18 protein-coding genes are annotated in these 22,069 nt (G+C 54.8%); 7 read left to right on the forward strand and 11 right to left on the reverse strand.

What is annotated here, in order from left to right:
* Window positions 1-5: 5 nt before the first annotated feature.
* The 10 genes from RQI55_RS13445 to RQI55_RS13490 all read right to left on the reverse strand — a co-directional run bounded on the left by RQI55_RS13445 (window position 6) and on the right by RQI55_RS13490 (window position 13,143).
* On the reverse strand, window positions 6-1,826 hold the full coding sequence (locus RQI55_RS13445; protein WP_042616430.1) for an IucA/IucC family siderophore biosynthesis protein: 1,821 nt from the start codon (window positions 1,824-1,826) through the stop codon (window positions 6-8).
* Window positions 1,823-2,428 (reverse strand): GNAT family N-acetyltransferase, encoded by a 606-nt coding sequence (locus tag RQI55_RS13450; RefSeq protein ID WP_042616429.1) that lies wholly within the window; start codon window positions 2,426-2,428, stop codon window positions 1,823-1,825. Before RQI55_RS13450 ends, RQI55_RS13445 begins: the two co-directional genes overlap by 4 nt.
* Window positions 2,429-2,441: 13 nt before the next feature.
* On the reverse strand, window positions 2,442-3,629 hold the full coding sequence (locus RQI55_RS13455; RefSeq protein ID WP_082249803.1) for an MFS transporter: 1,188 nt from the start codon (window positions 3,627-3,629) through the stop codon (window positions 2,442-2,444).
* Entirely contained in the window at window positions 3,629-4,951 is a 1,323-nt protein-coding gene (locus RQI55_RS13460) for a lysine N(6)-hydroxylase/L-ornithine N(5)-oxygenase family protein (RefSeq protein ID WP_042616427.1), read from the reverse strand. The genes RQI55_RS13455 and RQI55_RS13460 overlap by 1 nt, the downstream gene beginning before the upstream one ends.
* 296 nt (window positions 4,952-5,247) lie before the next feature.
* Window positions 5,248-6,483 carry an MFS transporter gene (locus RQI55_RS13465; RefSeq protein WP_409233732.1) on the reverse strand — a complete coding sequence of 412 codons (1,236 nt, stop codon included), beginning with the start codon at window positions 6,481-6,483 and terminating at the stop codon, window positions 5,248-5,250.
* A gap of 2 nt (window positions 6,484-6,485) precedes the next feature.
* Window positions 6,486-8,867: a TonB-dependent siderophore receptor gene (locus RQI55_RS13470; protein WP_042616425.1), complete on the reverse strand. Its 2,382-nt coding sequence runs from the start codon at window positions 8,865-8,867 to the stop codon at window positions 6,486-6,488.
* Window positions 8,868-8,977: 110 nt separating this feature from the next.
* Window positions 8,978-9,928 carry a FecR family protein gene (locus RQI55_RS13475; protein ID WP_311272819.1) on the reverse strand — a complete coding sequence of 317 codons (951 nt, stop codon included), beginning with the start codon at window positions 9,926-9,928 and terminating at the stop codon, window positions 8,978-8,980.
* Window positions 9,929-10,004: 76 nt separating this feature from the next.
* Entirely contained in the window at window positions 10,005-10,514 is a 510-nt protein-coding gene (locus RQI55_RS13480; protein ID WP_042616423.1) for an RNA polymerase sigma factor, read from the reverse strand.
* A gap of 428 nt (window positions 10,515-10,942) precedes the next feature.
* A complete protein-coding gene (locus RQI55_RS13485; protein ID WP_311272820.1) occupies window positions 10,943-11,158 on the reverse strand; it encodes a hypothetical protein in 216 nt (71 codons plus the stop codon).
* A gap of 26 nt (window positions 11,159-11,184) precedes the next feature.
* Window positions 11,185-13,143 carry a hypothetical protein gene (locus RQI55_RS13490; RefSeq protein WP_311272821.1) on the reverse strand — a complete coding sequence of 653 codons (1,959 nt, stop codon included), beginning with the start codon at window positions 13,141-13,143 and terminating at the stop codon, window positions 11,185-11,187.
* Window positions 13,144-13,433: 290 nt separating this feature from the next.
* Here RQI55_RS13490 and RQI55_RS13495 point away from each other — a divergent pair, with 290 nt between their 5' ends.
* From RQI55_RS13495 to RQI55_RS13510, 4 genes are all read left to right on the forward strand, one after another.
* Window positions 13,434-13,850 (forward strand): DUF4174 domain-containing protein, encoded by a 417-nt coding sequence (locus tag RQI55_RS13495; protein WP_311272822.1) that lies wholly within the window; start codon window positions 13,434-13,436, stop codon window positions 13,848-13,850.
* A gap of 287 nt (window positions 13,851-14,137) precedes the next feature.
* On the forward strand, window positions 14,138-15,115 hold the full coding sequence (locus tag RQI55_RS13500; RefSeq protein WP_311272823.1) for a TRAP transporter substrate-binding protein: 978 nt from the start codon (window positions 14,138-14,140) through the stop codon (window positions 15,113-15,115).
* A 121-nt stretch (window positions 15,116-15,236) separates the two neighbouring features.
* Entirely contained in the window at window positions 15,237-15,851 is a 615-nt protein-coding gene (locus RQI55_RS13505) for a TRAP transporter small permease (RefSeq protein ID WP_192064593.1), read from the forward strand.
* Window positions 15,852-15,855: 4 nt separating this feature from the next.
* Window positions 15,856-17,136, forward strand: coding sequence for a TRAP transporter large permease (locus RQI55_RS13510; RefSeq protein WP_311272824.1), 1,281 nt, complete (start codon window positions 15,856-15,858; stop codon window positions 17,134-17,136).
* 150 nt (window positions 17,137-17,286) lie between these two features.
* Here the strand turns inward: RQI55_RS13510 and RQI55_RS13515 are convergent, their stop codons facing one another.
* Window positions 17,287-17,727 carry an RbsD/FucU domain-containing protein gene (locus tag RQI55_RS13515; RefSeq protein WP_311272825.1) on the reverse strand — a complete coding sequence of 147 codons (441 nt, stop codon included), beginning with the start codon at window positions 17,725-17,727 and terminating at the stop codon, window positions 17,287-17,289.
* A 355-nt stretch (window positions 17,728-18,082) separates the two neighbouring features.
* On the opposite strand from RQI55_RS13515, the gene RQI55_RS13520 reads away from it, so the two are divergent.
* The 3 genes from RQI55_RS13520 to RQI55_RS13530 all read left to right on the forward strand — a co-directional run bounded on the left by RQI55_RS13520 (window position 18,083) and on the right by RQI55_RS13530 (window position 22,066).
* Entirely contained in the window at window positions 18,083-19,144 is a 1,062-nt protein-coding gene (locus tag RQI55_RS13520; RefSeq protein WP_311272911.1) for a sn-glycerol-3-phosphate ABC transporter ATP-binding protein UgpC, read from the forward strand.
* Between the two features lie 61 nt (window positions 19,145-19,205).
* Window positions 19,206-20,867 (forward strand): sugar ABC transporter substrate-binding protein, encoded by a 1,662-nt coding sequence (locus RQI55_RS13525; protein ID WP_311272826.1) that lies wholly within the window; start codon window positions 19,206-19,208, stop codon window positions 20,865-20,867.
* A gap of 89 nt (window positions 20,868-20,956) precedes the next feature.
* Window positions 20,957-22,066 carry a carbohydrate ABC transporter permease gene (locus RQI55_RS13530; protein WP_243257184.1) on the forward strand — a complete coding sequence of 370 codons (1,110 nt, stop codon included), beginning with the start codon at window positions 20,957-20,959 and terminating at the stop codon, window positions 22,064-22,066.
* Window positions 22,067-22,069: the final 3 nt, after the last annotated feature.

The following is a 22,069-nucleotide window of genomic DNA, read 5'->3' on the forward strand; positions in this document are numbered from 1 at the left end:
TCTGCCTAGCGGAAGCGCGCCAGCGGGTTTTCCAGCTCGCCAATATATTGCAGGCTGTCTTCCGGGTTGAGCAAGTCCAGCATTTGCTGGTTGTTGTTCAGCTGCAATCGGTTCAGGCAATTGCGCACGAAGCGCTCTGCGAAGAAATCGTAGCGCTGGTATTTGTCTGCATAGCCAGGATGTTCGGCCTGATAGGTGCGGAAGCATTCTGCAACCAGGCTCCAGAAGCGATCTTCGTGCAACGTGTCCGTTTCATGCAATGTCGCGGAGAGATAGCGGAAGAAGCAATCGAACACATCGGTGAAGATGCAGTTCGGCTTCATTTTTTCGTCCAGTGTGTAGCATATCCGAGATATCTCTTCTGGCACCTCGATTGAGCCATTCAGGATGCCGATCTCTTCTCCAATATCCTTCATGATGGCGCGCACCGGCACATTGTCTTCAAGGACGAGAATGAGATTTTCGCCGTGCGGCATGAAAGCCAGATCGTAGCGATAGAAGCAATGAATGAGGGGCGCCAGATAAGCCTTCAGATAGGCCGCTATCCAGTCTTGCGCATCAAGGCCCGAAGTGGCGATCAGTTCCGCCACAAGCGAGACGCCGTCCTTGTCTCTATGCAGCAATGCTGCCATCGTCATGATGCGCTCGTTGGCGCGCAGGCGCGGCAGAGGGCTTTCTCGCCAGAGTGCCGAAAGCATCTTCTTATAGGGAGAATCCAGCTTCAGTCCCTGATCGTAATAGGGATAGTGATAGCCGATGGCGGCGACTTCGCGCAGAATGCTAAAGCCGTTCTGGCGCAGATAGTCGTCAGCAGAAAGCAGGTCATCAAGCCACTCGTTGATAGCTGGTGTCGCCCGCATGTATTTGGGCGACAGGCCGCGCATGAAGCCCATATTCAGAACGGAAATTCCGGTTTTGACATAGTGCTTGCGATTGTCCGTTGTGTTGAAAAAGGTTCTGATCGACTGCTGAGCATTGTAGCTGTCGCTGCCATAGCCGAGGCAGACAATGTAACGCCGCGCGACATCGGCGGCGAAGGTGATGGCGAGCTTGTTGAACCATTGCCACGGGTGCGCTGGCATCAGCCAATAATCATCAGGGTTGAGACCAAGTCGGGTGAGGCGTGTTTCAAAGCTCTGCAGCGTTGCTTCATCCAGCTCTCCGCCGATCAGGCTGGCATAGTCCAGTTCCGAGACAGAGGTGAAGATCGCCCGCTCCTTGCTCACGGCCAGCCATATGATCTGGACGGGGTGCGCGGCTTCCGGCGCGTAGAGGCGGTAATCAATGGCGTCAAAGCCGATGCGGCCATTGTTGGCAATAAAGGTCGGATGCCCCTCCGTCATTCCAGCTTCGATTGTCTGGTAATCGGCCACGGCAAGATGTCTGGAGGAAATATGGCGCTCCTCGCGTTTGTAGGACGCGCCATAAAGTGTCGTGGACACCTCTTCCAGATAGGTCGGCAGCATGGCTTCCTTGATGCCCAGCGTAGGCGCGAATTCGAGGATCAGGGACAGCGCATCGAGCGGTTCCGGCTCATCCGCAATCGTTTTTTCGATGGTTTCAGGATTGATCGACCAATGGTCCAGCGCCAGTCGTCTGGCCTTGAAACGATAGGCGATAGCACTGTCCTGTTCGGGGCGTACCTCGTAGAGCCCCCAATCTCCCTCACTCGAAATCATCTTCGGCGAAAGAAGAAGCTCGTGGGAAAACTCTGCCAGCGCCTTATGCACAAGATGTCGGTTGACGTCATCCCACACGAGTAGCCCGAGATGTGCCGATGCTTTTTCTGGAGAAAAGGAAGGTGTTGGGAACGCGGAGATATTCATGCGTTTATGTCCTGTTCAAGGGTTTTGTAAAAATCTTGGCGCGTGGCGAAAGACAAAAGGGCTGTCTTTTCTTCAAGCTCGATCGTGCGTGCGCTGATGAAGCCAACTTTGCGATTGAGCTCGTGGACCTTTTCGTTTCGAACATCCGGCTCGACCACAAGCCGCTTGATCAGCGGATTGTCGAAGTGGAAGCTCAACACCGTGCGGATGATGGCAAGTGTGAAGCCGGTAATTTTTCGACGCGGTGGCGCGACCAAAAAATGCATACCCCAATCGCCATCCTTCACGTCATAATGCTTGCCAACCTGATCATGCCGGGGATCGTAGGACTCGACGACAAAGGCAGGCTCGCCTTCAAAGAAACCCATGTAACTTGCGGCATGACCGCTGGCATTGAGCTTCGCATAGAAGGAAGCGACTTCGCTTTGTGAATAATGTCCCATGTTCCAGAAACGGGCATAATCGCGCGTGAACCAATCATGCAGCTTTGCGCTATCGGCTTCCGGCTCAAGTAGGGAGAGCGAAAAATCGCTGACCTGTGGATGGTGTTGCGTGAAGACGACCGGACGTTCTGTCCTGGTTGAGATTTTGGTGTTGAGCATCGTAATTCCCTTATCAGGCGGGTTGCGGGCGCGGGCTGGGTAACCCGATATGTGCCCTTAAGGTCGCTCGGTAGAGAAGCAGCGTGGCCAGCACGACGAGTGCGGCGACCGCAAACGAAAGGCCTTCGCCAAAACGCTGCGTCAGCATTCCGCTGACCAGGGCGGCCAGCATCACGCCACTGTTGCGCGCAATGTTGAGAAGGCTGAAGCCGGATGCGTAGTGAGCCTTTTGGGCGCGTTCGAAAAACAGGGCATCCAGGCCGATGGTCACGCGGTAAAGTCCGATACCGTAAATGATGCGACCGATGATGATGCAGATCTGGTCGGGAACGGCCTGTATCGCAAGACCAGCGCTGGTGAGGACCAGACCGGCTTCGTTGCGCCGCCAGACCTGGGCGGTGCCTGCGCGCCAAAACCCATGCGCCAATATGGCGACAGCGACGATGCCGGGTATCGCGTAGACGAAACCTGTTATGTCAGGTGAGGTGTTTCTTGCCACGGACTGCCACCACACGGTCATGAACGGCATCGACAGGTAAAATCCGAAATAGAAAAAGAACATCACCGCGAGAAGGGAGGCGAAATTTTTCCTCTCTTCAGGCGTCACCGCGATGATGCCTTTGTCATCCTCGCGGCTGGATTTTCGGGCGCGGGCCACGGAGGCTGTTTTGAGCAAGACGGCGCAGATAGCTGCCTGGATGACATCGCCGAGACCCATGATGACATAGGGTATTGCGTATCCATAGGAACCAACGACATGGCCGCCCGAGACCGCACCGATGATCCCCCCAAAATGGACGATGACGGCCAGCGCACCGATTGTCGTGGCATGCTTTTCCACCGGCTGCATGGCAATGACGTAAGGGTACATCAGCAGGTAGCTTGCCTTGAAGCACACCATCACAATCGATGAGACCCAGAAACTGGCAATGTCCGCTGCCACGTAGCAAGCGAGGCTGAAACCAGCCGCCGCCAATTGCGTCCAGATGAGGACAGCAATCGTGTCACGTCGTTTGGCAATGGCAACCCAGACCGGAAACGCCAGCATGACCGCAAGCGAGATCGACGCCAGGTACGCCCCGACCGTGAATGAGGACGAAATACTGAAGCGGGCCGCAAACAGTTGCGGATAATAGGGCAATAACATCGTGTCACTGACAACGGCGATGGCTGTCATCGCCAATAAAGCTGGTCTGAGCATCACGCCACCACGCGTGCTGATTTGACGTCGCTCAGACCACGTACATCAAATGTCTGGAAAGCGGTTTCCTGTTCGATTGGATAGACCTCGTAACCCGCGATTTCACGCAGGATCGTCGCGTTACGCAAGCATGCCATGCCAAGGTCTGGCGCAACGAAGCCGTGAGTGTGAATATCAAGGTTTTGAACAAAGACCTCGCTTGCCCCATGATCCACCGCATAATTCGCGCCGACATCGAGCCTTCCTTTGCTGTCGCGCCGGAGGCGCTCGGAAATCCCGCCCAGAAACTCCGGCTCCTTGTAATCGTATCCGGTGGCCAGAATGACGGCATCCGGCTGGAGCGTGAATGTGATGTCCTGTTCCCGTTGCCGAAACTCCAGAGAAAATTCCTGACGTCCGGGCGCGTGGCGCGCATCGATCAGCTCGCTGTTGGGAATGAGATTGGTCTCGACACGTCCCTTCAGGCTTTTGCGATAGAGAAGGTCGTAAATGTCCTTCAGCAGGCTGGCATTGATGCCTTTGAAAAGTGCCGACTGCTCCTGCAAAACCCGGTCTCGTGTTTGCTCGGGCAGACCATGGAAGTAGCGGGCGTAATCAGGCGATGTCATCTCTAGATTGAGCTTTGTCAGGTCCAGAGGAAAGAACCGTGGCGAACGTGTCACCCAATCGAGGCTGTAGTTGTGGTTGTCGATCTCCGACAGAAGATCGTAATAAATCTCGGCGGCGCTCTGCCCGCTTCCCACGATCACAACGGATTTGCGCGCCTGAAGCTGCTTCTTGTGCGTCATATAGTGTGAGGAATGGGTGATATGCGGAGCCAGCTTTTGGCAGCAGGCGGGTATCGACGGCGATGTTCCCGTTCCCACCACGAGCTTGCGGGTTTCTATATTTTTGATTCCGCCCAAACGGTTGGCAACTGTCAGCCTGTAGGTGCTTGCTGCCTTATCGTATCTGACATCCTTCACCGTATGACCGAATTTCAGATTGTCCAGTTTCGTAGCCGCCCATTGGCAGTAAAGATTGTATTCGTTGCGCAGAAGGAAAAAGTCTTCACGTGTGTAAAACGAGTAAATTTTGCCCTGCTCTTTTATATAATTAAGGAACGTGAATGGGCTGGTGGGATCCGCCAGAGTGACGAGATCGCCCATGAACGGTGTCTGCAAGGTCGCGTTCTCCAGCAGCATGCCTGGATGCCAGTTGAAGCCCCGGCTGCGGTCGAGAAAAACGGACCGTAACCAAGGCACCGGCTTTGCAAGGCAAGCCAGACCAAGATTAAACGGGCCGAGCCCGACGCCAGTAAAATCATAAATTGCATTGTCCATTGTCGCCTCCGACTGAGGTGATTGTTATCTTAAAGGTGACTAAAAGAATCAAGTATAAAATTCGCAGATTTTTGCGGGTAAAATATATATGAATGAGTGAGAGGATGGTCAGCGGCGCATATTTTGGTGACATAATAGAGTAAAATCAGTATTTTTTAGCGCTTTTCGGACTATGAAATTTGCGCGCACAGTTGCGCGGCAATAAAAAAATGATTTTATCGTGTCTGTTCAGTCCCGAGGAAGCCAAGCTTATGAAACGAACCAAAAATAGCGGGCGAATACAGCCTAAGTGGGTGTCATGATGGCGCGGAAAAAGCTGCACTCCGCCTTGAAAGCAGCGCGATTGCGGGAGCGGCGATGGCGGATACCCCGGCAGCGACCAGAAAGGCGGTATGATAGCCAAAACGCTCCGCAATAGCACCGGCGCCTATTCCACCCGCCATGCTGACGATGCCATCCATGCATTGGAACAGAGTAAAATCCACTCCTGCCTGATGCGGGTCAGACCAACCCATGAAACAGGCATAAAGGGCAACGAAACCAATCGACATCACCCCGGATGAACTGGTGATGGCCACAGTCATGACAATCCAATCGGCGATATCGCGATGGAGGCTGAAAGCCGCGAAGGCACAGAGCAAGATGGTCTGTGCTGCAATCGACAGGATAAGCACCCGTGACGAGCCGTAAAGGCGCACCAACAGCCCCCCAAGAAGTGCGCCGCCAAAGCCCACGATCATGCTTCCGATACCATTGAACGTTCCCATCGTTGCGAGATCAAAGCCGTAGTCGATGAGGAAAGGCCCCAGCATGGCAAGGCCCCATTTCTGGGCCGCAACATAGATCGCAGCGATGAGGAGGCCGGTTCTGATATGCGGCTTGGCGATCGCGTGACGGATAGATGGCGTCTGGTCGCGGGTCTCAACCCTTGCCTTGGCGGCAGGACCGAAAACGAAGGGCAATGCCAGGAGAACCACGAGGACCGCCATGACCAGTGTCGCACTTCGCCATCCGTACCAATCCACAAGAACAAGGAAAAGCCCAGCGCCAATGGCAGAACCAAGGTAAGAGCCGCCGACCTGAGCGGCGTTTGCCCAGCCATGATGTTTTGCCGAAAGTGTCTCGACCGCATAGCCATCGCAGGCAATATCGACAGTCGCTGTCACCACAGCGACGACGAAGAGCACGACAATCGCGGTGCTGACCGGTGATGGTCCGGTGAAGGCGAGGATGACGAGACCGCACGCGCAAAGCCCGACGCCTGCGCCGACAATGATCCGCGACCTGTTTTTCCCCACGCGGGGCAGCCGGTAACGTTCTATGAAGGGCGACCAGAGAAACTTCAAAGCCCATGGCAGGACAATCAGGTACAATAGCCCGATCTGATCCAGCGGAAGGCCAGCACTTCTCAAAACCGCCGGAAGCCCAAGAAAGGTTAGTCCTCCAATCACGCTTTGCCCGACATATAGACCGCCCACCGCAGCAAAGACGGAGACCGGTGAGGGCTTTATGTCGGAAGGGGCGGTCGGCATCATCAGAAGCTGTACTTCAGGCTGGCAACCACTTTGCGACCCTCATCGAAGTAGCAGAAGCCCGTGGTGCACACTTGATTGACTTCGTTGAGAAGATTGGATGCATTCACCTGCAATTTCACCCCTTCCATCGCGTCATTCAGTTTGCCGAGATCGTAGCGAACTGCGGCATCCACAAAAGTCCGGGCTCCATTGTTGAAAACCGGGGTATGAAGATCATTGCCGAAGCTGGAGCCTACGTAGCGTACACCTGCACCCAAGCCGAGGCCTTCCAAGGCGCCAGATTGCACCTCGTAATCAACCCAAAGAGAGAACATGTGATAGGGGCTGGAATTGAGCTGTCGACCCACAGTCTCGGGTGTCAGCTTGGTGATTTTGACATCATTATAGGAGTAACCGCCCGTCAGGCTCAGGCCGTTGTCCAGCGAGGCGGTAACTTCGAGTTCGACACCCCGCGAGCGCATATCCAACTGCCGCAGCACATTGAGGCTTGTGGCTGAGTCGTAGGCATAAACAGACGCGTTTTCCTGGTCGATATCGAAGTAGGCTGCAGAAATGAGAACATTCTGGTCCGGTATTTCGTACTTCAAGCCGACTTCATATTGTGTTCCAAGGGTTGGATCCGCCTGGGATGAGCCCCCACCCGATGAAACGATAACGCCCGGATTTGCCACATACGAGGTGCCATAGCTGACATAGGGCATGATATTCCAAGGTGTGACATAGCCAATCGAGGCACGCCATGTCGTCTCGCTGTCGTTGCGAGAGTAGTTCGCACCCCCCGCCGAATACTCACTGTCGTGCCAATCATGACGCAAGCCAAGACCAATTCGCCAGGCATCGATCTCGATCTGATCCTGGACATAGACGCCGATGGCATTCTGCTTTTGGTTCTGGAAGACGGTTATGTCTGGAACATATGTAAAACTGCTTGTGAACGGAGCGCCACCGTAGCCCTGGCGCGATTCATATTCCATGTAGCTGTAATCGATGCCGCCGATCAGCTTGTGCTGTGCAGCGCCGGTTTGAAACTCAGCCTCAAGATAGGTATCTGTCGCCAGACCTTTATTGTCTTCATAGACAACGCCGGGGTATCCTCCAAAAGCGTATTCTTGGCTGGTGGAAAGGTCTGAGTAACGAAGCTTGTGATGCAGTGTGACCGTGTCTGTCAGCTCATGCTCAAGTTCATAGCCGATCCGCCATTGCTTCTGTGTAAAATCATTGAAGCGGGCATCGCCACCATAGACCGGCGTCGCGCCATTTGCGTCATTGATATATCCCCAGGTTCCGCCTGTTGTAGAATCCATATATTCGCCGAGAACGGTGAGTTTGGTGCCTTCGTCCGGTTTCCACGTCATTGCGGGTGCAATCAACATACGATCATCCTTGATCGCTTCGATCTCGTTGCGACCATCGCGCCCGACACCCGTCAGACGGTAGAGCACAGAGCCATCTTCCGTAACGGGACCTGACAGATCAAAGGCACCCTGGACCCGACCGTAGGATCCGTATTGCACCTCTACTTCCCGTAGCGTCTCTTCGGTTGGTCGCTTGGAGATGATATCAACGATGCCGCCGGAGCTGCTGGCGCCATAGATAGAGGCAGCGGGGCCACGCAGAACGGTCAGGGCTTCCACGCCATAAGGCTCGATACGGAACAGGCCGTTTGGACTGCTGATCTGGCGCAAGCCATCGCGGAACACACCTGTATATGTAAGCTCGATGCCACGCAGCTTGAACGCATCGAAGCGGGGTTCTGCTCCATACTGGCCGCCGCGCGCACTTGGTGTATAGCGGATCGCCTCGGTCACATTTTGCGGCTGCCGATCATCCAGCTGTTTCCGGCTAACGACCGATACCGACTGGGCGGTTTCCGCCACCGGCGTATCCGTCTTGGTCGCACTGCGGCCAGATTTTGCGACGTAACCCTGCGTTTCGACAATACCCGGGACGCCGCCTGTGCCTGAGCCTTCGACAACGATTGTTTGAAGCACAGTCGACCCATCATTGGCGACGCCAGACTGCTGCGCGGTGGTGGAGGGATCGAAAATACGCACGGTGTTGGCGCCCGCCATGGTGAAACTCAAGCCGGAACCGGCCAGAAGCTGTGTCACGGCTGCAGAAACGCTAAGCGGGCCTTTGACACCGGCCGTTGTCTTTCCTTTGGTGATCGCGGAGGGGTAGAGCATGCGCAGATTGGCTTGGCGACCAAGGGTCAGGATGGCGCTTTCGAGGGGACCGGCGGGCACCGATAATGTTGCGGTGGCAGGTGCCGCAGTCTGCTCTTGCGCACGCGTCGTTCCTGCCACTGTTGTTATCGAAAGGCCGATCATCGCCGTCGTCGCCAGCCACGGCCTCTTATGTGCCCGCTCTGCAAAAATCATTCTCGTGTCCCTTAACGCCTGATCAACAAACGCACTGCGCAAGCCCGCAGTGCTCTCTGATGACCTAGAGTGAGAAGAGGCCCGACCTCCTGACGTGCTCTGTGAAAAAATTATCGCGAGCGGACAAGCACCACCATGCCAGCGAGCTTCGTGACGCTGACTGGAAGGTTGCTTTCCAGAATGCGTAACGCCTGATCGGTGTCGTGAAGATCGAAAATGCCTGAGACACTCAAGCGCGAAGCTTCATCGTCAAGAACAAGAATTTTGCCATGGCGATATTGGGCGAGGATTTGAAGTACTTGTCGCAACGACTGCCCGGAGAATATGAGCTTTCCTTCACGCCAGGCCATATTGTTGGTCACATCCTGTCGTGAATGGACGATGGCTCCGTCACTATCCATCGTCACCACATCGCCTGCTCCCAGCCTGGCAGTGCCGGACGTGGTCTTGACCTCCACCTCGCCTTCCTCAACCTGCACCTCTTGCGGCAATGATCCATTGCCAGCGCGGACGGAATAGTGGGTGCCAAGCGCCTGTGCCTTCAAGCCATTGTTATCGACAATGAAAGGACGTTGCGGATTTTTCGCAACATCGAAGAACGCTTCACCGCGTAGCAGGACGATGCGTCGTTCATGGTCGGAGTAGCGCGTTTCGATGGCCGTGTCGGAGTTAAGGCTGACTTTGGTGCCGTCCTCCAACGTCAGCACGCGGGTTTCGCCCACCGAGGTGTAATGGTCGGCCTGAAGCCGGTCCATCACGCCTGCTTGTCGAGACACGAGGGCTGTGCCCCCCAAAAGACAGAGGAGACAGAGCGCTGTCAGCACCGCCCGGCGCGACTTTTGTGCCCGATGGGAAGGCGAGGGGAGCTGAACATCCCGCATGTCGCCCCAGAGCGATGCCATGTCATCATAGGCGTCTTTGTGGGACGTATCCAACCTCAACCAATCCTGAAATGCCTGACGATCCGTAGGCGACGCATCTGCCGAATGCATGCGCGCCACCCAAAGCGCCGCTTGTTCTTCTAGTCCCGCTTCAGTTCTGTCGCTTTTCTTGTCACGCATAGAAGATCGCTATTCTCAATCAGGTTTTAGTCAGCATCCTTATATATCGAGTGAAAAACATGCGAGCGCCTGACGTCTAAAGACTGTTTATTTTTGCCCGCGCCCGGCGGCATTGCAGTAACGCTTTGATAATATGCTTTTCCACCATGTTGCGGGAGATACCAAGCCGTTCTGCGATCTCGCCATTGGGCAATCCATGGATTCGGCTGAGGACGAAAACCTCCTGGCAACGTTTGGGAAGAGCACCTATTTCATGAGCCATCACCGCCAGATGCTGGCGACCCGTGACGATCTGCTCCTGATCCGGCCTGTCGCAGGCAACACCGAGCCCATCTTCCAACGGCACCAGCAGCGGCCGTTCACGCGACTGTCTGATAGCAGTCAGCCGGGCAACGGACTTCGCAATCTGAAAAAGGTAGGCCTGCGGGTTTTCGATAGACGCAGTCTTGGAGACCTGCAAAACCCGCAGTGCCGTTTCCTGCATCGCGTCTGCAGCATCTTCACGATCTCTCAGTCGGTGGCGGAAGAACCGCAAAAGGCGGTTGCTCTCCTCCGTTCTTAAAAGATGCAACAACGCTGTACTCATGAGCCGACAACATCCAACAGCTTTTTCGTAGATCACCACAACGCTGGTTGCGATATCCGACGCGAATTTAACATGATCTTTTTAATCATGTTAATTGAGCGGACGCGTTAGAGCCAGACCAAAAAAACACTGGGTGCGGAAAAGGCGGGATATTATTAAAAGCGCTGTGGCCAAATTGCACGGATGCAAACCACTGCTACATGCCAAACGCGCCCTTGCGGCGCATGAGAATGAGCTGAAAAATCAGGATATAACGACAAATGTTCGTGCTGGCTCGCACGACCTACTCATCTATGCAGTTGCCAAGAGCTGATGTTTTTCAAGGTGTGAATGCCAACACCAAAACAGGCACCGTATATGCTATCTCTAGCAAACCGAAGTCGATGGTGAAGGGCCGACTTTTCAGCCCCTCACCGAAAACTGGATCATTATTCCATGTGGCTTGCAGCGACATCGGCAGCGGATGCTGCCGAGATGGCTACGTCAACGCCCTTGATGACCGATGCGCCAACTGCACGTAGATCAACGACGCTCTTCAGATTTCCTGACGTGGGTTCTGGCAGTGGCGTGACAGTTCCAGCATCGAAATCTACAACCCAGAGACCCTGCTTATCTGCTACGCCAAGTACAACAACATTTGCCATTTCAATAACTTCCTTTTTTCCAATAACTAAAAACCGGCTTTCTTTAAACCTTCCCGGTAAATATCCTTTTGCCATTGTTCCTTGAAGGGAACGATGGCCAGCCAGTTATCAATATCGAATTGGGGGTTCGATTCAAGAGCCCGCCGAACGAAGAAACGAGACTTTTTTTCGTCGCCAAGCATGGCCCAACTTGCGGCAGAAAGCCGATCGGCAAGGTCGCCGTCCACCATCTTTTCGATGTAGCCGAGGGCATCATTGAACTTGCCGAGGCTATAGCTGGCTCCTGCTGCGGTCCATAAGTAAGAGTCAGGGCCAAGGGGGTTCAGTTCCATCGCACGTTCAAGCTTTTGCAACGCAAGATCTGGCTGTGAAAAATGGTTCAACGTGTCGGCATGGTCTGCGATAATGTCAGCGTAATGGGGGCTAAGCGTCTCCGCCACTTCCAGGGTCCTTACGCTTTCCTCAAGCTCACCCATGAGAAGCTTTGTAACGCCCAGTTCCCGGTATCCATCTGCAAAGTCACGCCGCGCGTCGATCGCACGCGTCGCGTATTCCGAAGCGGTCTCCAGCAGGTCCATATCTCCACGCGCGGTTAGAAGCCATTCCTTCGAATAGGTGCGTGCAATGGCACTCAAGGCCGGCGCGAAGTTTGAGTCTTCCTGTAGGGCGCCCCTCAACTCCTTTCGCGCACGGCGCAGATTTGGAAGCGTCAGGCGGTTGAGATAGTGGCGGCCGATAAGATATCGATGATAGGCAGCCGCGCTTCGCTCAAAATATGGACGGGTGATCTGATGGCTTTCAATTCGTCCAGATACCGAAAGTGTAATTTGCCGCAACAGGTCGCGACGGCGGTCTATCAGGTTGAGGCTTTCGAGGTTGTAGCGCTCAGCCCAGACGATTTCGGAGCTGTTGACATATGTGAGCTGAACAAACAGCGATAGGCCACCAGTCTCCAGACTGCTCAGCCGGGTGTCCAGCACATAGGTTATGTCATAGCGTTCAAACACGCTCGGCTTGTCTTCTGATGTTTTGCCGATCCGAACTGCGGTATGAGGAGCAATGATCTCAAGGCTATTCAGGGCGCAGAACCCGATTGTGATATCCTCGATCAATGACGATGCGACCACTGCGACCATCGGATCAAGATGGTGGTGCGTGGGAGGTAACAAGGCGAGGCGAGGAACGGCGCTTTTCAGGGCCTCTTCGGGCTTGAAGAGATCGTCGGGCGTGGTTCTGGTCGATGCAGAAAGCGGCTCGGTCCAATCCTTTGGGGCAACGGTCTCTGCAGGATTTGCATCGGAGCTGGCGCCTAGATAACCGAGGCCTCGGGAAAGTGACTGTTTCCGCTGCTCAAGATGCTTCCGAAAATACTCAACTTCCTCCTCTGCATTGAATATCTGCACAAGGAATTTAAGCGTATCTGGATTTTCCGGCTCCGTATGAAAGATGAGAATCGCGGCATTTTTAATGATCTCCTCTTCCTTGGGTGTTCTTGCTGAGTTCGACGTTTCCTTCAACAGCCCCTTAAGAAGGGCGCTGTGGTAAATTTTGCGCTGTATCAGCCAAACATCATACTCGCGACTCTGGCAGTTCACGGCTGCAAGGAACGTCCGGTTGAAAAGCGCAACAAGCCGTCCCAGCCAGGTGAGGGGGTCTTCAGAATCCGTCTTGTGAAGCGAGAGCAGATCGCAGGCGACCGTCGTTTGACCAAGAGAAATTGTGCTACCGGTAAAGGAAAGAAAATCGGCCCCAAGCTCTTCTTGCCGGGATTTGATTCTTGAAATGGTTGAGCGCAAATTGACGAGCGAAACTTCCCTGTTTTCATCGCCCCATAAAAACTGGGCCATCGTCGTGCGATGAGCCGAGCCCTCTGGCGCTGTCAGGAGATAGGCTAGGATCAAAAGACCCTTCTCGGGGAAAGAAACAGCTTCGTCCTGCGAGTCGAAGAGCTGCAGTTGGCCAAATGTTTGCAGATAAAACGTCATGTTTAATGCGCCCAAGCGACACCGATTCACTATCAGTCTTGTGTATAAGGGATTTTTCAACAACTGGAAGCATCTTGTGCATCGAAGCGTAGCACGGAGTTGTCCTGCATCGACTTGCAGCTGGCGATGTTAAGCATTCGACCCTCGGGGTCTTAAACAAGCTGCATGGGCTTCACCGGCGCTGGTCGTGCCGGCCGGACTCGGGTCCAAGAAGTTTCTAAAACACGATCGTGATGACCGACGTTGACCAACTTCGCGTATAAATAGGAGATCAACGGGAGGTCCGTCATATGAAACGAATTCTCATAGCGTCTCTCATCGGACTCTCCTCATCACAGGTGTTCGCAATGGATAGCCTTAAGGATTTCGCCTGGAAGAACCGCGTGGTTCTAGTGTTCGGCAGCGCGGTTGATCAAACGCTGCTTCAGCAGATTGAAATACTCAAGCGCCAGAAGGCCGAGCTTGACGAAAGAGACATGGTCGTCATCAGGGTTTCCGAAGTCGAGGCCCGCGCAGTCTATGGCGACGCGCCCGCCCTGAAATCAGCGGATTTGAGGACGGATGCTGATATCAAAAATGACGGGTTTCAGGTCGTTCTCGTCGGCATGGATGGCGGCATCAAACTTCGTAGCGAGAAGGTCGTCAGTGATGTAGAAATATTCGACCTCATAGATCGTATGCCAATGAGACGCGCTAAGCAAAACTGAAGCCACAGACGAATAGCTTTGATGGATTTGTCGCGCATTTCAACAATTTGAAGTGGCAAGCTCCCCATTCTCCGACGCCTCGATGACATACGAATAACCCCTAGTCATCATATATCTTATACTTAGAGATATGTTGACACGATATCTGAACAACAGTATGAAATTTCCCAGCCGATGGAGGATTGGCTGACTGCTCCAAATAGAAGCTCTTTGCCGGCGATTTCGCCGGTGCTTTTCGGTGGGGAAATCGCAGCACCGGCGAACCTGTTTTCGCCATGGGAGGGGAAATGTCTTATATCACCAAACTGCTCACGGGCGCCGCGCTGGTGTCCACACTTGCACTCAGCTCGGCGTGGGCGCAAACAGTTCTGAAGTCGTCAGACACCCACCCAGACGGTTATCCAACCGTAGAAGGTGTGAAATACTTCAGCCAACTGGTTAAAGAACGCACTAGCGGTCGTTACTCAGTTGAAATCTACCATTCCGCACAATTGGGCGAAGAAAAAGATACAATCGAACAGGTCAGATCGGGCGTTATCGAGCTCAATCGGGTGTCCATGGCACCGTTCAACGGAACTGTGAAAGAATCCATCATTCCGGCTCTGCCCTATATTTTCCGTTCAGAAGACCATATGCACAAGGTTATGGACGGCCCTATCGGTGAACAGATCAAGGCTGCTTTCGAGCCTGCTGGCCTGGTGGCTCTGGCTTTCTACGACTCCGGCTCACGCTCCTTCTACAATTCCAAAAAGGCGATCAAAACGGTTGCAGATATGAAGGGCCTGAAATTCCGGGTCATTCAGTCCGACATTTTTGTCGATATGGCCACTGCGCTCGGCGCTAACGCAACGCCTATGCCCTATGGCGAAGTCTATTCGTCTGTCGAGACAGGCGTGATCGACGGTGCTGAAAACAACTTCCCAAGTTACGATACCGCAAAGCACTATGAAGTTGCGAAGTTCTACTCGCTTGATCAGCACACGATCCTCCCAGAGGTCTTCGTCATGAACAAGGTTGCGTTCGACAAGCTGACGCCAGAAGATCAGGCCATCTTCAAGCAGGCCGCGAAGGACAGCGTAGCCAAGCAGCGTGAGCTGTGGGCCGCAAAGACAGCACAGTCGCGCGCGACCATCGAAAAGGCGGGCGTGGCTGTCAACGAAGTCGAAAAGCAGGGCTTCATCGACGCCATGAAGCCGGTTTACGAAAAGCACGTCAAAGACGACGTGCTGAAAAAGCTTGTCGCCGACGTTCAGGCTACCAAGTAAGCCGAGAGAACACCCTGCCTTTCAGTTCAGCAGGCAGGGTGTTTGTCGAACCTAACTGCCATCATTCCAGACATTTTAGTCGGGCCCTTTCTCAGCATCAGAAGGGTCAGGAGGCATCTTCATGTCTACCCATCTCAAATCGAGCCTCCCAATTCTCACAAGATTGAACACGCTGGTTCTTTACATTGCGGGTATCGGCCTTGTGTTCATGACTGCAATCGTCGCGTGGCAGGTTTTTTGCCGATACGTCCTGAACGACTCCCCAAGTTGGAGCGAGCCGGGTGCCGTCATTCTCATGAGCTGGTTTATCTTTCTCGGTGCCGCCGTCGGTGTGCGTGAGAACAACCATATGGGTTTTGACGTCCTTTTATATGTCCTTCCTAAAGCCGGGAAGAAATGGCTGCGGATGATTTCGGATGTCGTCATATTTGCCTTCGGCATTGGTATGATCTGGTACGGCATCAGCCTGGTTATGTTGACCTGGAACACCATCATGCCAGCGCTCGGTATCTCAGGCGCGTGGGATTATGCACCTCTTGTGGGCGGCGGGGTATTGATCTGCATTTTTGCTCTGGAGCGCATCGTTGCTCGGGCGATGAACCTGCCGGTCGACGAAGCGCTTGATGAGATGGCGCCGACGGAAATCGCAGTCGAACTCGAAAACATCGCAGATGTTCGCAAAGACGCGGCCGATCTTGCCCACAAAAACTCATCCAACGTCGTGAAGGGGAAATAACACGATGGAACTCTGGATCCTGTTTGGCAGCTTCACGCTGCTGATGTTGATCGGCACGCCAATCGCATTTTGTCTTGGCATTTCCAGCCTGGCGACAGTCGCATATATGGGCCTGCCGCCGCTGGTGGTTTTCCAGCGAATGAATTCCGGCATGAGTGTCTTTTCCATGCTGGCCATCCCCTTTTTCATCTACTCGGGCGACCTCATGGTTCGCGGTGGCATTGCCGGGCGCATTGTCGCCTTTGCGGCATCGCTCGTCGGGCACCTTCGCGGGGGGCTCGGCCAGGTCAACATCGTCACATCCACCCTGTTCGGGGGCATTTCGGGATCTGCCGTGGCTGAAGCCGCAGCGGTCGGTGGCTTGATGATTCCGCAGATGAAGGCGCGCGGTTATGGTGCCGATTACGCCGTCAACGTCACCTCGATGGCAGCGTTGATTGCACTGCTGCTACCGCCATCCCACAATATGATCATCTACTCGATTTCTGCGGGCGGCAAGATTTCCATTGCCGACCTGTTTACCGCTGGCGTCATCCCCGGTCTGTTGTTTGCAGGCGTGCTGATGATCACTGCCTATATCGTTGCCAGCAAACGCGGCTATCCAACCGAACCCTTTCCAGGCGTCATGGTCGCGCTCCATCTTCTGGCTGCCGCCATTCCCGGTCTGCTGCTCATCGCCATCATCTTTGGCGGCGTGCGTTCAGGAATATTTACAGCAACGGAAAGCTCCTGCGTCGCTGTTATCTATGCCCTTCTTGTCACCACGCTCATCTATCGTCAGCTTAGCTGGAAGGACTTCGTTCACGCCACCATGGGCGCTGTGCGCACAACTGCCATGGTTCTGCTCATCATCGGCTGCGCTGCGGCATTTTCCTGGCTGATGGCGTTTCTGCGGGTGCCAACCACGCTCGTTATCTGGATGCAGACGCTTTCTGACAACCCTATCGTGATCCTGTTGCTTCTCAATGTCATCATGCTGGTTCTGGGCACCTTCATGGATATGGGCCCGACGATCATCATCACGACGCCGATTTTCCTCCCCATCGCCACAGCCTACGGTGTCGATCCGGTCCATTTCGGCGTGATCATGATTCTGAACTACGGCCTTGGCCTCAATACGCCCCCGGTCGGTGGTGTGCAGTTCGTGGCATGTGCTGTTGGCAAGATTACCGTCTGGGAGGCAATGCGGTCCATCTGGCCTTTCTATGGTGCAGGCATCGTAGTGCTGTTATTGGTGACCTATATTCCCGCCCTATCACTTTGGCTTCCGGCTGCGTTCAAATAGGGCATACGTCACGGATGAAACCATGACGGACTGCAACGTTGGGCAAGCCGCAAACTGCGCTTGTCTGAAAGCAAAGCAAATACACCTGCGGCTGGCACATCATCGTGCCAGCTTCATGCGACTATATTTCCCTCCTCGACCTGACGCCGCTCAGATAACGCCCTTACTAAAAATGAAGCAGCCATAGGGGCCGGGATCGGATGTTCGCACAATCGCAAAGGATTTCTTGGCCGCCTCGTAAAATGCGAAACGCTCCAGTGCCTCGATGGCGATAGGCCGACTCTCAGCCCGATCAACGACATCCTGCATCACTGCAAAAATTGGAACTTGCCCCTCTGGGTCGCCAACCACCTGCATGCGCTTCACTGGCGCTGCGACAAATGTGTCCAGCGGGAAAAGCTTGAGTATCGCTTCAGCAGCACGTTCCAAACCACAGCCGGAAACATCAATAAGATGACCATAGGTCGTTTGCCGCGCAATGGTCTGCGCGGGGTGGTTGATGTCGCATAAAACCAGTTGATCGCCATGTCCCATCAGCATGAGGGCGTGGATCAGGTCAGCGTTGATAATAGGGTCTATCCCTTTGAGCACTGCGTTCTCCTCCCGGGATTGGCGACTGTCTTCTTCACGACTTAGCGCGAATTTGTAATGCTGACAATGAACTCAAATGAAGAAGGACCTGATCTCACGCCCTGATTGCCTGATTTATCAAGTATTGCTGATATGCGCATCGGTTTGTCCGGTCTGAACTGACACTTTCAGAAATAACTGAGGCTTTGGTAAAGCGACAGTTTACAACGGCATAGATATGTGTGAAGTCTGATGGACGGATGACGTCCTTCCAAGGATATATGTTTGGCAGTGCAGCGAGGAGCTGCACCCGCTGGCGGACGAGGAAGACGCAATGTCGCGAGGAGTGCGCGGCACCGTGGGAGGAGAAACGCTTTTGGCATCGATGAATATCGTCAATGTCGGAAAAGCCTATGGTAGCCTGACCGTTATCCATGGCGTTTCCGTTGAAATACCCGACGGCGAGTTCGTCGTTCTGGTGGGGCCGTCCGGTTGCGGAAAATCGACGCTTCTGCGCATGGTCGCGGGGCTGGAGCCGATTACGTTCGGAGATATCCAGATCGACGGCAAGGTGGTCAACGACCTGCCACCCAAAGACCGAGACATCGCGATGGTGTTTCAAAGCTACGCGCTTTATCCGCACAAGACCGTTGCCGAAAATATGGGTTTCGCACTCAAGATGCGGGGTGAGACCAAGGCTGATATCGATGCTCGTGTCCGCAGAGCGGCCGAGATCCTCGACCTTGTACCCTATCTCGCTCGCTATCCCCGCCAGCTTTCTGGTGGTCAGCGTCAGCGCGTTGCCATGGGTCGTGCAATCGTTCGCGATCCCAAGGTATTCCTGTTCGATGAACCGCTGTCCAACCTCGATGCCAAGCTGCGCGTGCAGATGCGCGCCGAGATCAAGGAGTTGCAGCGGCGCTTAGCCACGACTATGATTTACGTGACGCATGATCAGGTGGAAGCCATGACTATGGCCGACCGCATCGTCGTGCTGCGTGATGGCCGTGTCGAGCAGATCGGTTCACCCCTGACGCTCTATGACAAGCCCGCCAACACCTTCGTTGCCGGGTTCATCGGGTCTCCGTCCATGAACCTCATCAAGGGCCACATCCGTAGCGCCGCAGAACCCTATTTCGAGACCGATGATGGAATTCGCCTGCCGCTCTCACGTGTTCCTGATGGTTCCGACGGAAAATCTGCCTTTTACGGCATCAGGCCTGAGCATTTCACGCTGGGTGGCGCTGTTGAGGCACAGGTTACGGTGGTGGAATCAACCGGCTCGGAAACGCAGATATTTGCCAAAATCGGCCAACAGAAGATCATTGGTGTGTTCCGCGACCGGGTGGATGAGCCCGCAGGCGGCACGATTGCGATGACGCCAAATGTCGCGCTGGTCCATCTCTTCGATGGAGAAAGCGGGTTGAGGCTGGACTAGAATTTCTGGTCGCCACCGTGAGGAGACGGTGACGACGCCACATCAACGGGAGGAGAACCGCATGAAAGTCAGCGATTTCGAGAGAATGATGGCGATCGGCCTGAGCCGCCGCGCCATGTTGAAGACAGGCGCAAGCCTTGGTGCCGTGGCGGCTGCGGGCAGTATGCTCGGCCCGTTCGGTGCGGCTTACGCGCAGGACGCATCCTTGCGCACGCAGATTTTGCAGGTGCCGGGTGTCGGCAAGGGCTCCCCAACCGATGCCGACTGGCAAAAGGTCGGCGAGATGTGCCTTGAAGCCACCAAGAAAACCGTAAAGCAAGGCGAATTCGCCGGTGTCGAGCTTTCCTTCATGGGGCTGAACAACCAGAACCTACACAACGTTCTGTTCCGTGGCTTTCTCAAGCCCTGGGAAGATTACACCGGTGCCAAGATCACATGGATCGATCTGGCGCAGGCCGATTATAACCCACGTCTTCAGCAGGCCATTGCCACCGGCACTGTTGATTTCGACCTTCTTGAGATGGGCGCGCCGTTCGAAGGCGATGTCTGTGGCAGGGGACTGGCTTCGGAAATGCCGGACTGGGTCAAAACCCAGATCGACATGGATGATTACGTCGATTACCTGAAGGCGCCCGTCGGAACCTGGGATGGCAAGACCTACCGCGTTTCTGTCGATGGCGATTGCCACAACTTCAACTATCGCACGGATTATTTCACCGACCCAGATTTGGCCAAGGCCTGGAAAGACGAAGGCCATAAGGGCGAGTGGGGCGTGCCGAAGACATGGCAGAAGGTCCAGGAAGTTACCAAGTTCCTCAAGGGCAAGAAGATTGGCGGCACAGATGCCATTGGCTATCTCGATTCGCCAAAGGCGTGGGGCGGTTTTGGCTTCTACTTCCTCGGCAGCCGCGCAACGGCTTATGCCAAGCATCCGGATGACAAGGCCTGGCTGTTCGACACCGATACGATGAAGCCACGCATCAACAATCCTGCCTGGGTGCGCGCCATTCAGGACGTGATCGAGGCATTGCCATCGGAAGCGGGCGATCAGCTCAACGCCGATCCAGGCACGGCGGCATTCCAGCAGTTTCTGGCTGGCACCGGTTCCATGGTTTCTTGGTGGGGTGACGTGGGTGCGGCTGCACGCACCAGCGATACATCCGTTATCGGCGAGACCATCGGCTTTGATATTCTGCCGGGTTCTGATGATGTCTATAATGCCAAGACCGGCAAATGGGACACGCTTGCCAGCGGCCCCAACTATGCGCCGAACATGGCCTATCTCGGCTGGGGCGTCTATGTCATGGCCCGGGTCGATAGCGACGAGAAAAAGAAAAAGGCGGCCTGGAGTGCCGCAGCTCATCTCGGCGGCAAGGATATCGCGCTGTGGACCGCTGCCTATCCATCCGGCTTCCAGTGCTATCGCAAGAGCCAGTTCAACATCAAGGAATGGGTTGCCGCGGGCTATGACGAGGCGTTCATCTCGAGCTATCTCGCGTCCCAGTCCAACTCCTACAACCACCCCAACGCTGCCATCGAGCCACGCATACCGGGTATTTTCCAGTATTACAGCGTGGCGGAGGATGAACTCGCCAAGGTGTTTGCCGGACAGGCCACGGCACAGGCAGGTGCAGATGCCATTGCCGCTGCTTGGGAAAAGATCACCGACCAGTTGGGCCGAGAAAAGCAGATCGCGCTCTACAAGGCGTCTCTCGGTGTGTGATCCCTGAAACCATTGTCTCAGGCGGCACAATCACGTGCCGCCTGAGCAAAGACCGCTTGAAGACGGCTTTCCAGCCTTGAGGTTTGCCCATGTCGCATACGATAACGCCAGCTTTGCAGCCCGTGGGGCAGGCGCCTGTACAGGCAAGTGCTGCCAAACGCGGCAAGCTCTTGCTAGTGGCCGCTACTATCCTGCTTTTCACCGTGCTCGCTTTGCAGATATCCGACGCTGCGGGCTGGACCGCGCTCGGTTTCGTCAGCTGGCAGCCGCTGCTCTATGCTTACATCATTTGGGCAACGTCGCTTTGCGCCGCTCAGATATTGATCCGCGGTGAGGCGGGCCAGCGGGCCGCCTTCGTGCTTCCGGCGGTTCTGTTCACCGTCGCCATGGTCGTGTTTCCGACTGTCTTCGGCCTTTACATCGCCTTTACGGACTGGAACCTCAGTGCCGCTGCCGGTCGCCGTTTTAATGGTCTCGACAATCTGCGCACCCTGTTTGCAGACCGGTATTTCTGGAATGCCATGCTGAACATGGTCTTCTATGTTCTGTCGGTTCTGGTGCAATATGCCATCGCGTTTGGTTTGGCGCTGCTGCTTAACGCTGAAATCAAGGCGCGCAAATTCTTCCGCGTCGCTTTCCTGCTGCCGCTGATGCTGAGCCCCGTTGCTGTCAGCTGGATGATTGGCAAGTCGTTGATGGAATACCGGTTCGGCCCGGCCGCCACGCTTGCGCGCCATCTGGGCTGGGATAATCCGGCTTTCTTCTCCACGCCGTGGCTCGCGCGTTCTTCGATCATGGCCATGGATGCCTGGGTGTCCATTCCCTTCATGATGATCCTGCTGCTTGCTGGCCTTCAGGCCCTCCCTTCTGAAATCAAGGAAGCCGCGAAGGTGGATGGCGCGTCCGGCTGGCAGAGCTTCAAGGAAATCACCTTTCCGCTCATGCTGCCGGTCAGCATCACCGTTATCATCCTGCGCATCATCTTCCAGCTCAAGCTTGCCGATATCGTCATCAACGTCACCGCTGGCGGGCCAGGTGGGGCGACGGATACCGTGTCGAGCTTTATCTTCCGCGAATATAGAGACCGCTCGAATGTCGGCTATGGCACGATGCTTGCGGAATTCTATCTCGTCATCATCATCATTTTCGTCGCGCTCATCCTCAAAGGGGCGAGCCGGTGGATGCAACGCGACAATTGAGGC

The organism is Rhizobium sp. WCS2018Hpa-16, assembly GCF_031843705.1.
Classification (GTDB): Bacteria; Pseudomonadota; Alphaproteobacteria; order Rhizobiales; family Rhizobiaceae; genus Agrobacterium; species Agrobacterium tumefaciens_C.

Coding starts and splice junctions, on each gene's coding strand:
- RQI55_RS13445 (WP_042616430.1), bottom strand. CDS start 1,826: ATGAATATCTCCGCGTTCCCAACACCTTCCTTTTCTCCAGAAAAAGCA.
- RQI55_RS13450 (WP_042616429.1), bottom strand. CDS start 2,428: ATGCTCAACACCAAAATCTCAACCAGGACAGAACGTCCGGTCGTCTTC.
- RQI55_RS13455 (WP_082249803.1), bottom strand. CDS start 3,629: ATGCTCAGACCAGCTTTATTGGCGATGACAGCCATCGCCGTTGTCAGT.
- RQI55_RS13460 (WP_042616427.1), bottom strand. CDS start 4,951: ATGGACAATGCAATTTATGATTTTACTGGCGTCGGGCTCGGCCCGTTT.
- RQI55_RS13465 (WP_409233732.1), bottom strand. CDS start 6,483: ATGCCGACCGCCCCTTCCGACATAAAGCCCTCACCGGTCTCCGTCTTT.
- RQI55_RS13470 (WP_042616425.1), bottom strand. CDS start 8,867: ATGATTTTTGCAGAGCGGGCACATAAGAGGCCGTGGCTGGCGACGACG.
- RQI55_RS13475 (WP_311272819.1), bottom strand. CDS start 9,928: ATGCGTGACAAGAAAAGCGACAGAACTGAAGCGGGACTAGAAGAACAA.
- RQI55_RS13480 (WP_042616423.1), bottom strand. CDS start 10,514: ATGAGTACAGCGTTGTTGCATCTTTTAAGAACGGAGGAGAGCAACCGC.
- RQI55_RS13485 (WP_311272820.1), bottom strand. CDS start 11,158: ATGGCAAATGTTGTTGTACTTGGCGTAGCAGATAAGCAGGGTCTCTGG.
- RQI55_RS13490 (WP_311272821.1), bottom strand. CDS start 13,143: ATGACGTTTTATCTGCAAACATTTGGCCAACTGCAGCTCTTCGACTCG.
- RQI55_RS13495 (WP_311272822.1), top strand. CDS start 13,434: ATGAAACGAATTCTCATAGCGTCTCTCATCGGACTCTCCTCATCACAG.
- RQI55_RS13500 (WP_311272823.1), top strand. CDS start 14,138: ATGTCTTATATCACCAAACTGCTCACGGGCGCCGCGCTGGTGTCCACA.
- RQI55_RS13505 (WP_192064593.1), top strand. CDS start 15,237: ATGTCTACCCATCTCAAATCGAGCCTCCCAATTCTCACAAGATTGAAC.
- RQI55_RS13510 (WP_311272824.1), top strand. CDS start 15,856: ATGGAACTCTGGATCCTGTTTGGCAGCTTCACGCTGCTGATGTTGATC.
- RQI55_RS13525 (WP_311272826.1), top strand. CDS start 19,206: ATGAAAGTCAGCGATTTCGAGAGAATGATGGCGATCGGCCTGAGCCGC.
- RQI55_RS13530 (WP_243257184.1), top strand. CDS start 20,957: ATGTCGCATACGATAACGCCAGCTTTGCAGCCCGTGGGGCAGGCGCCT.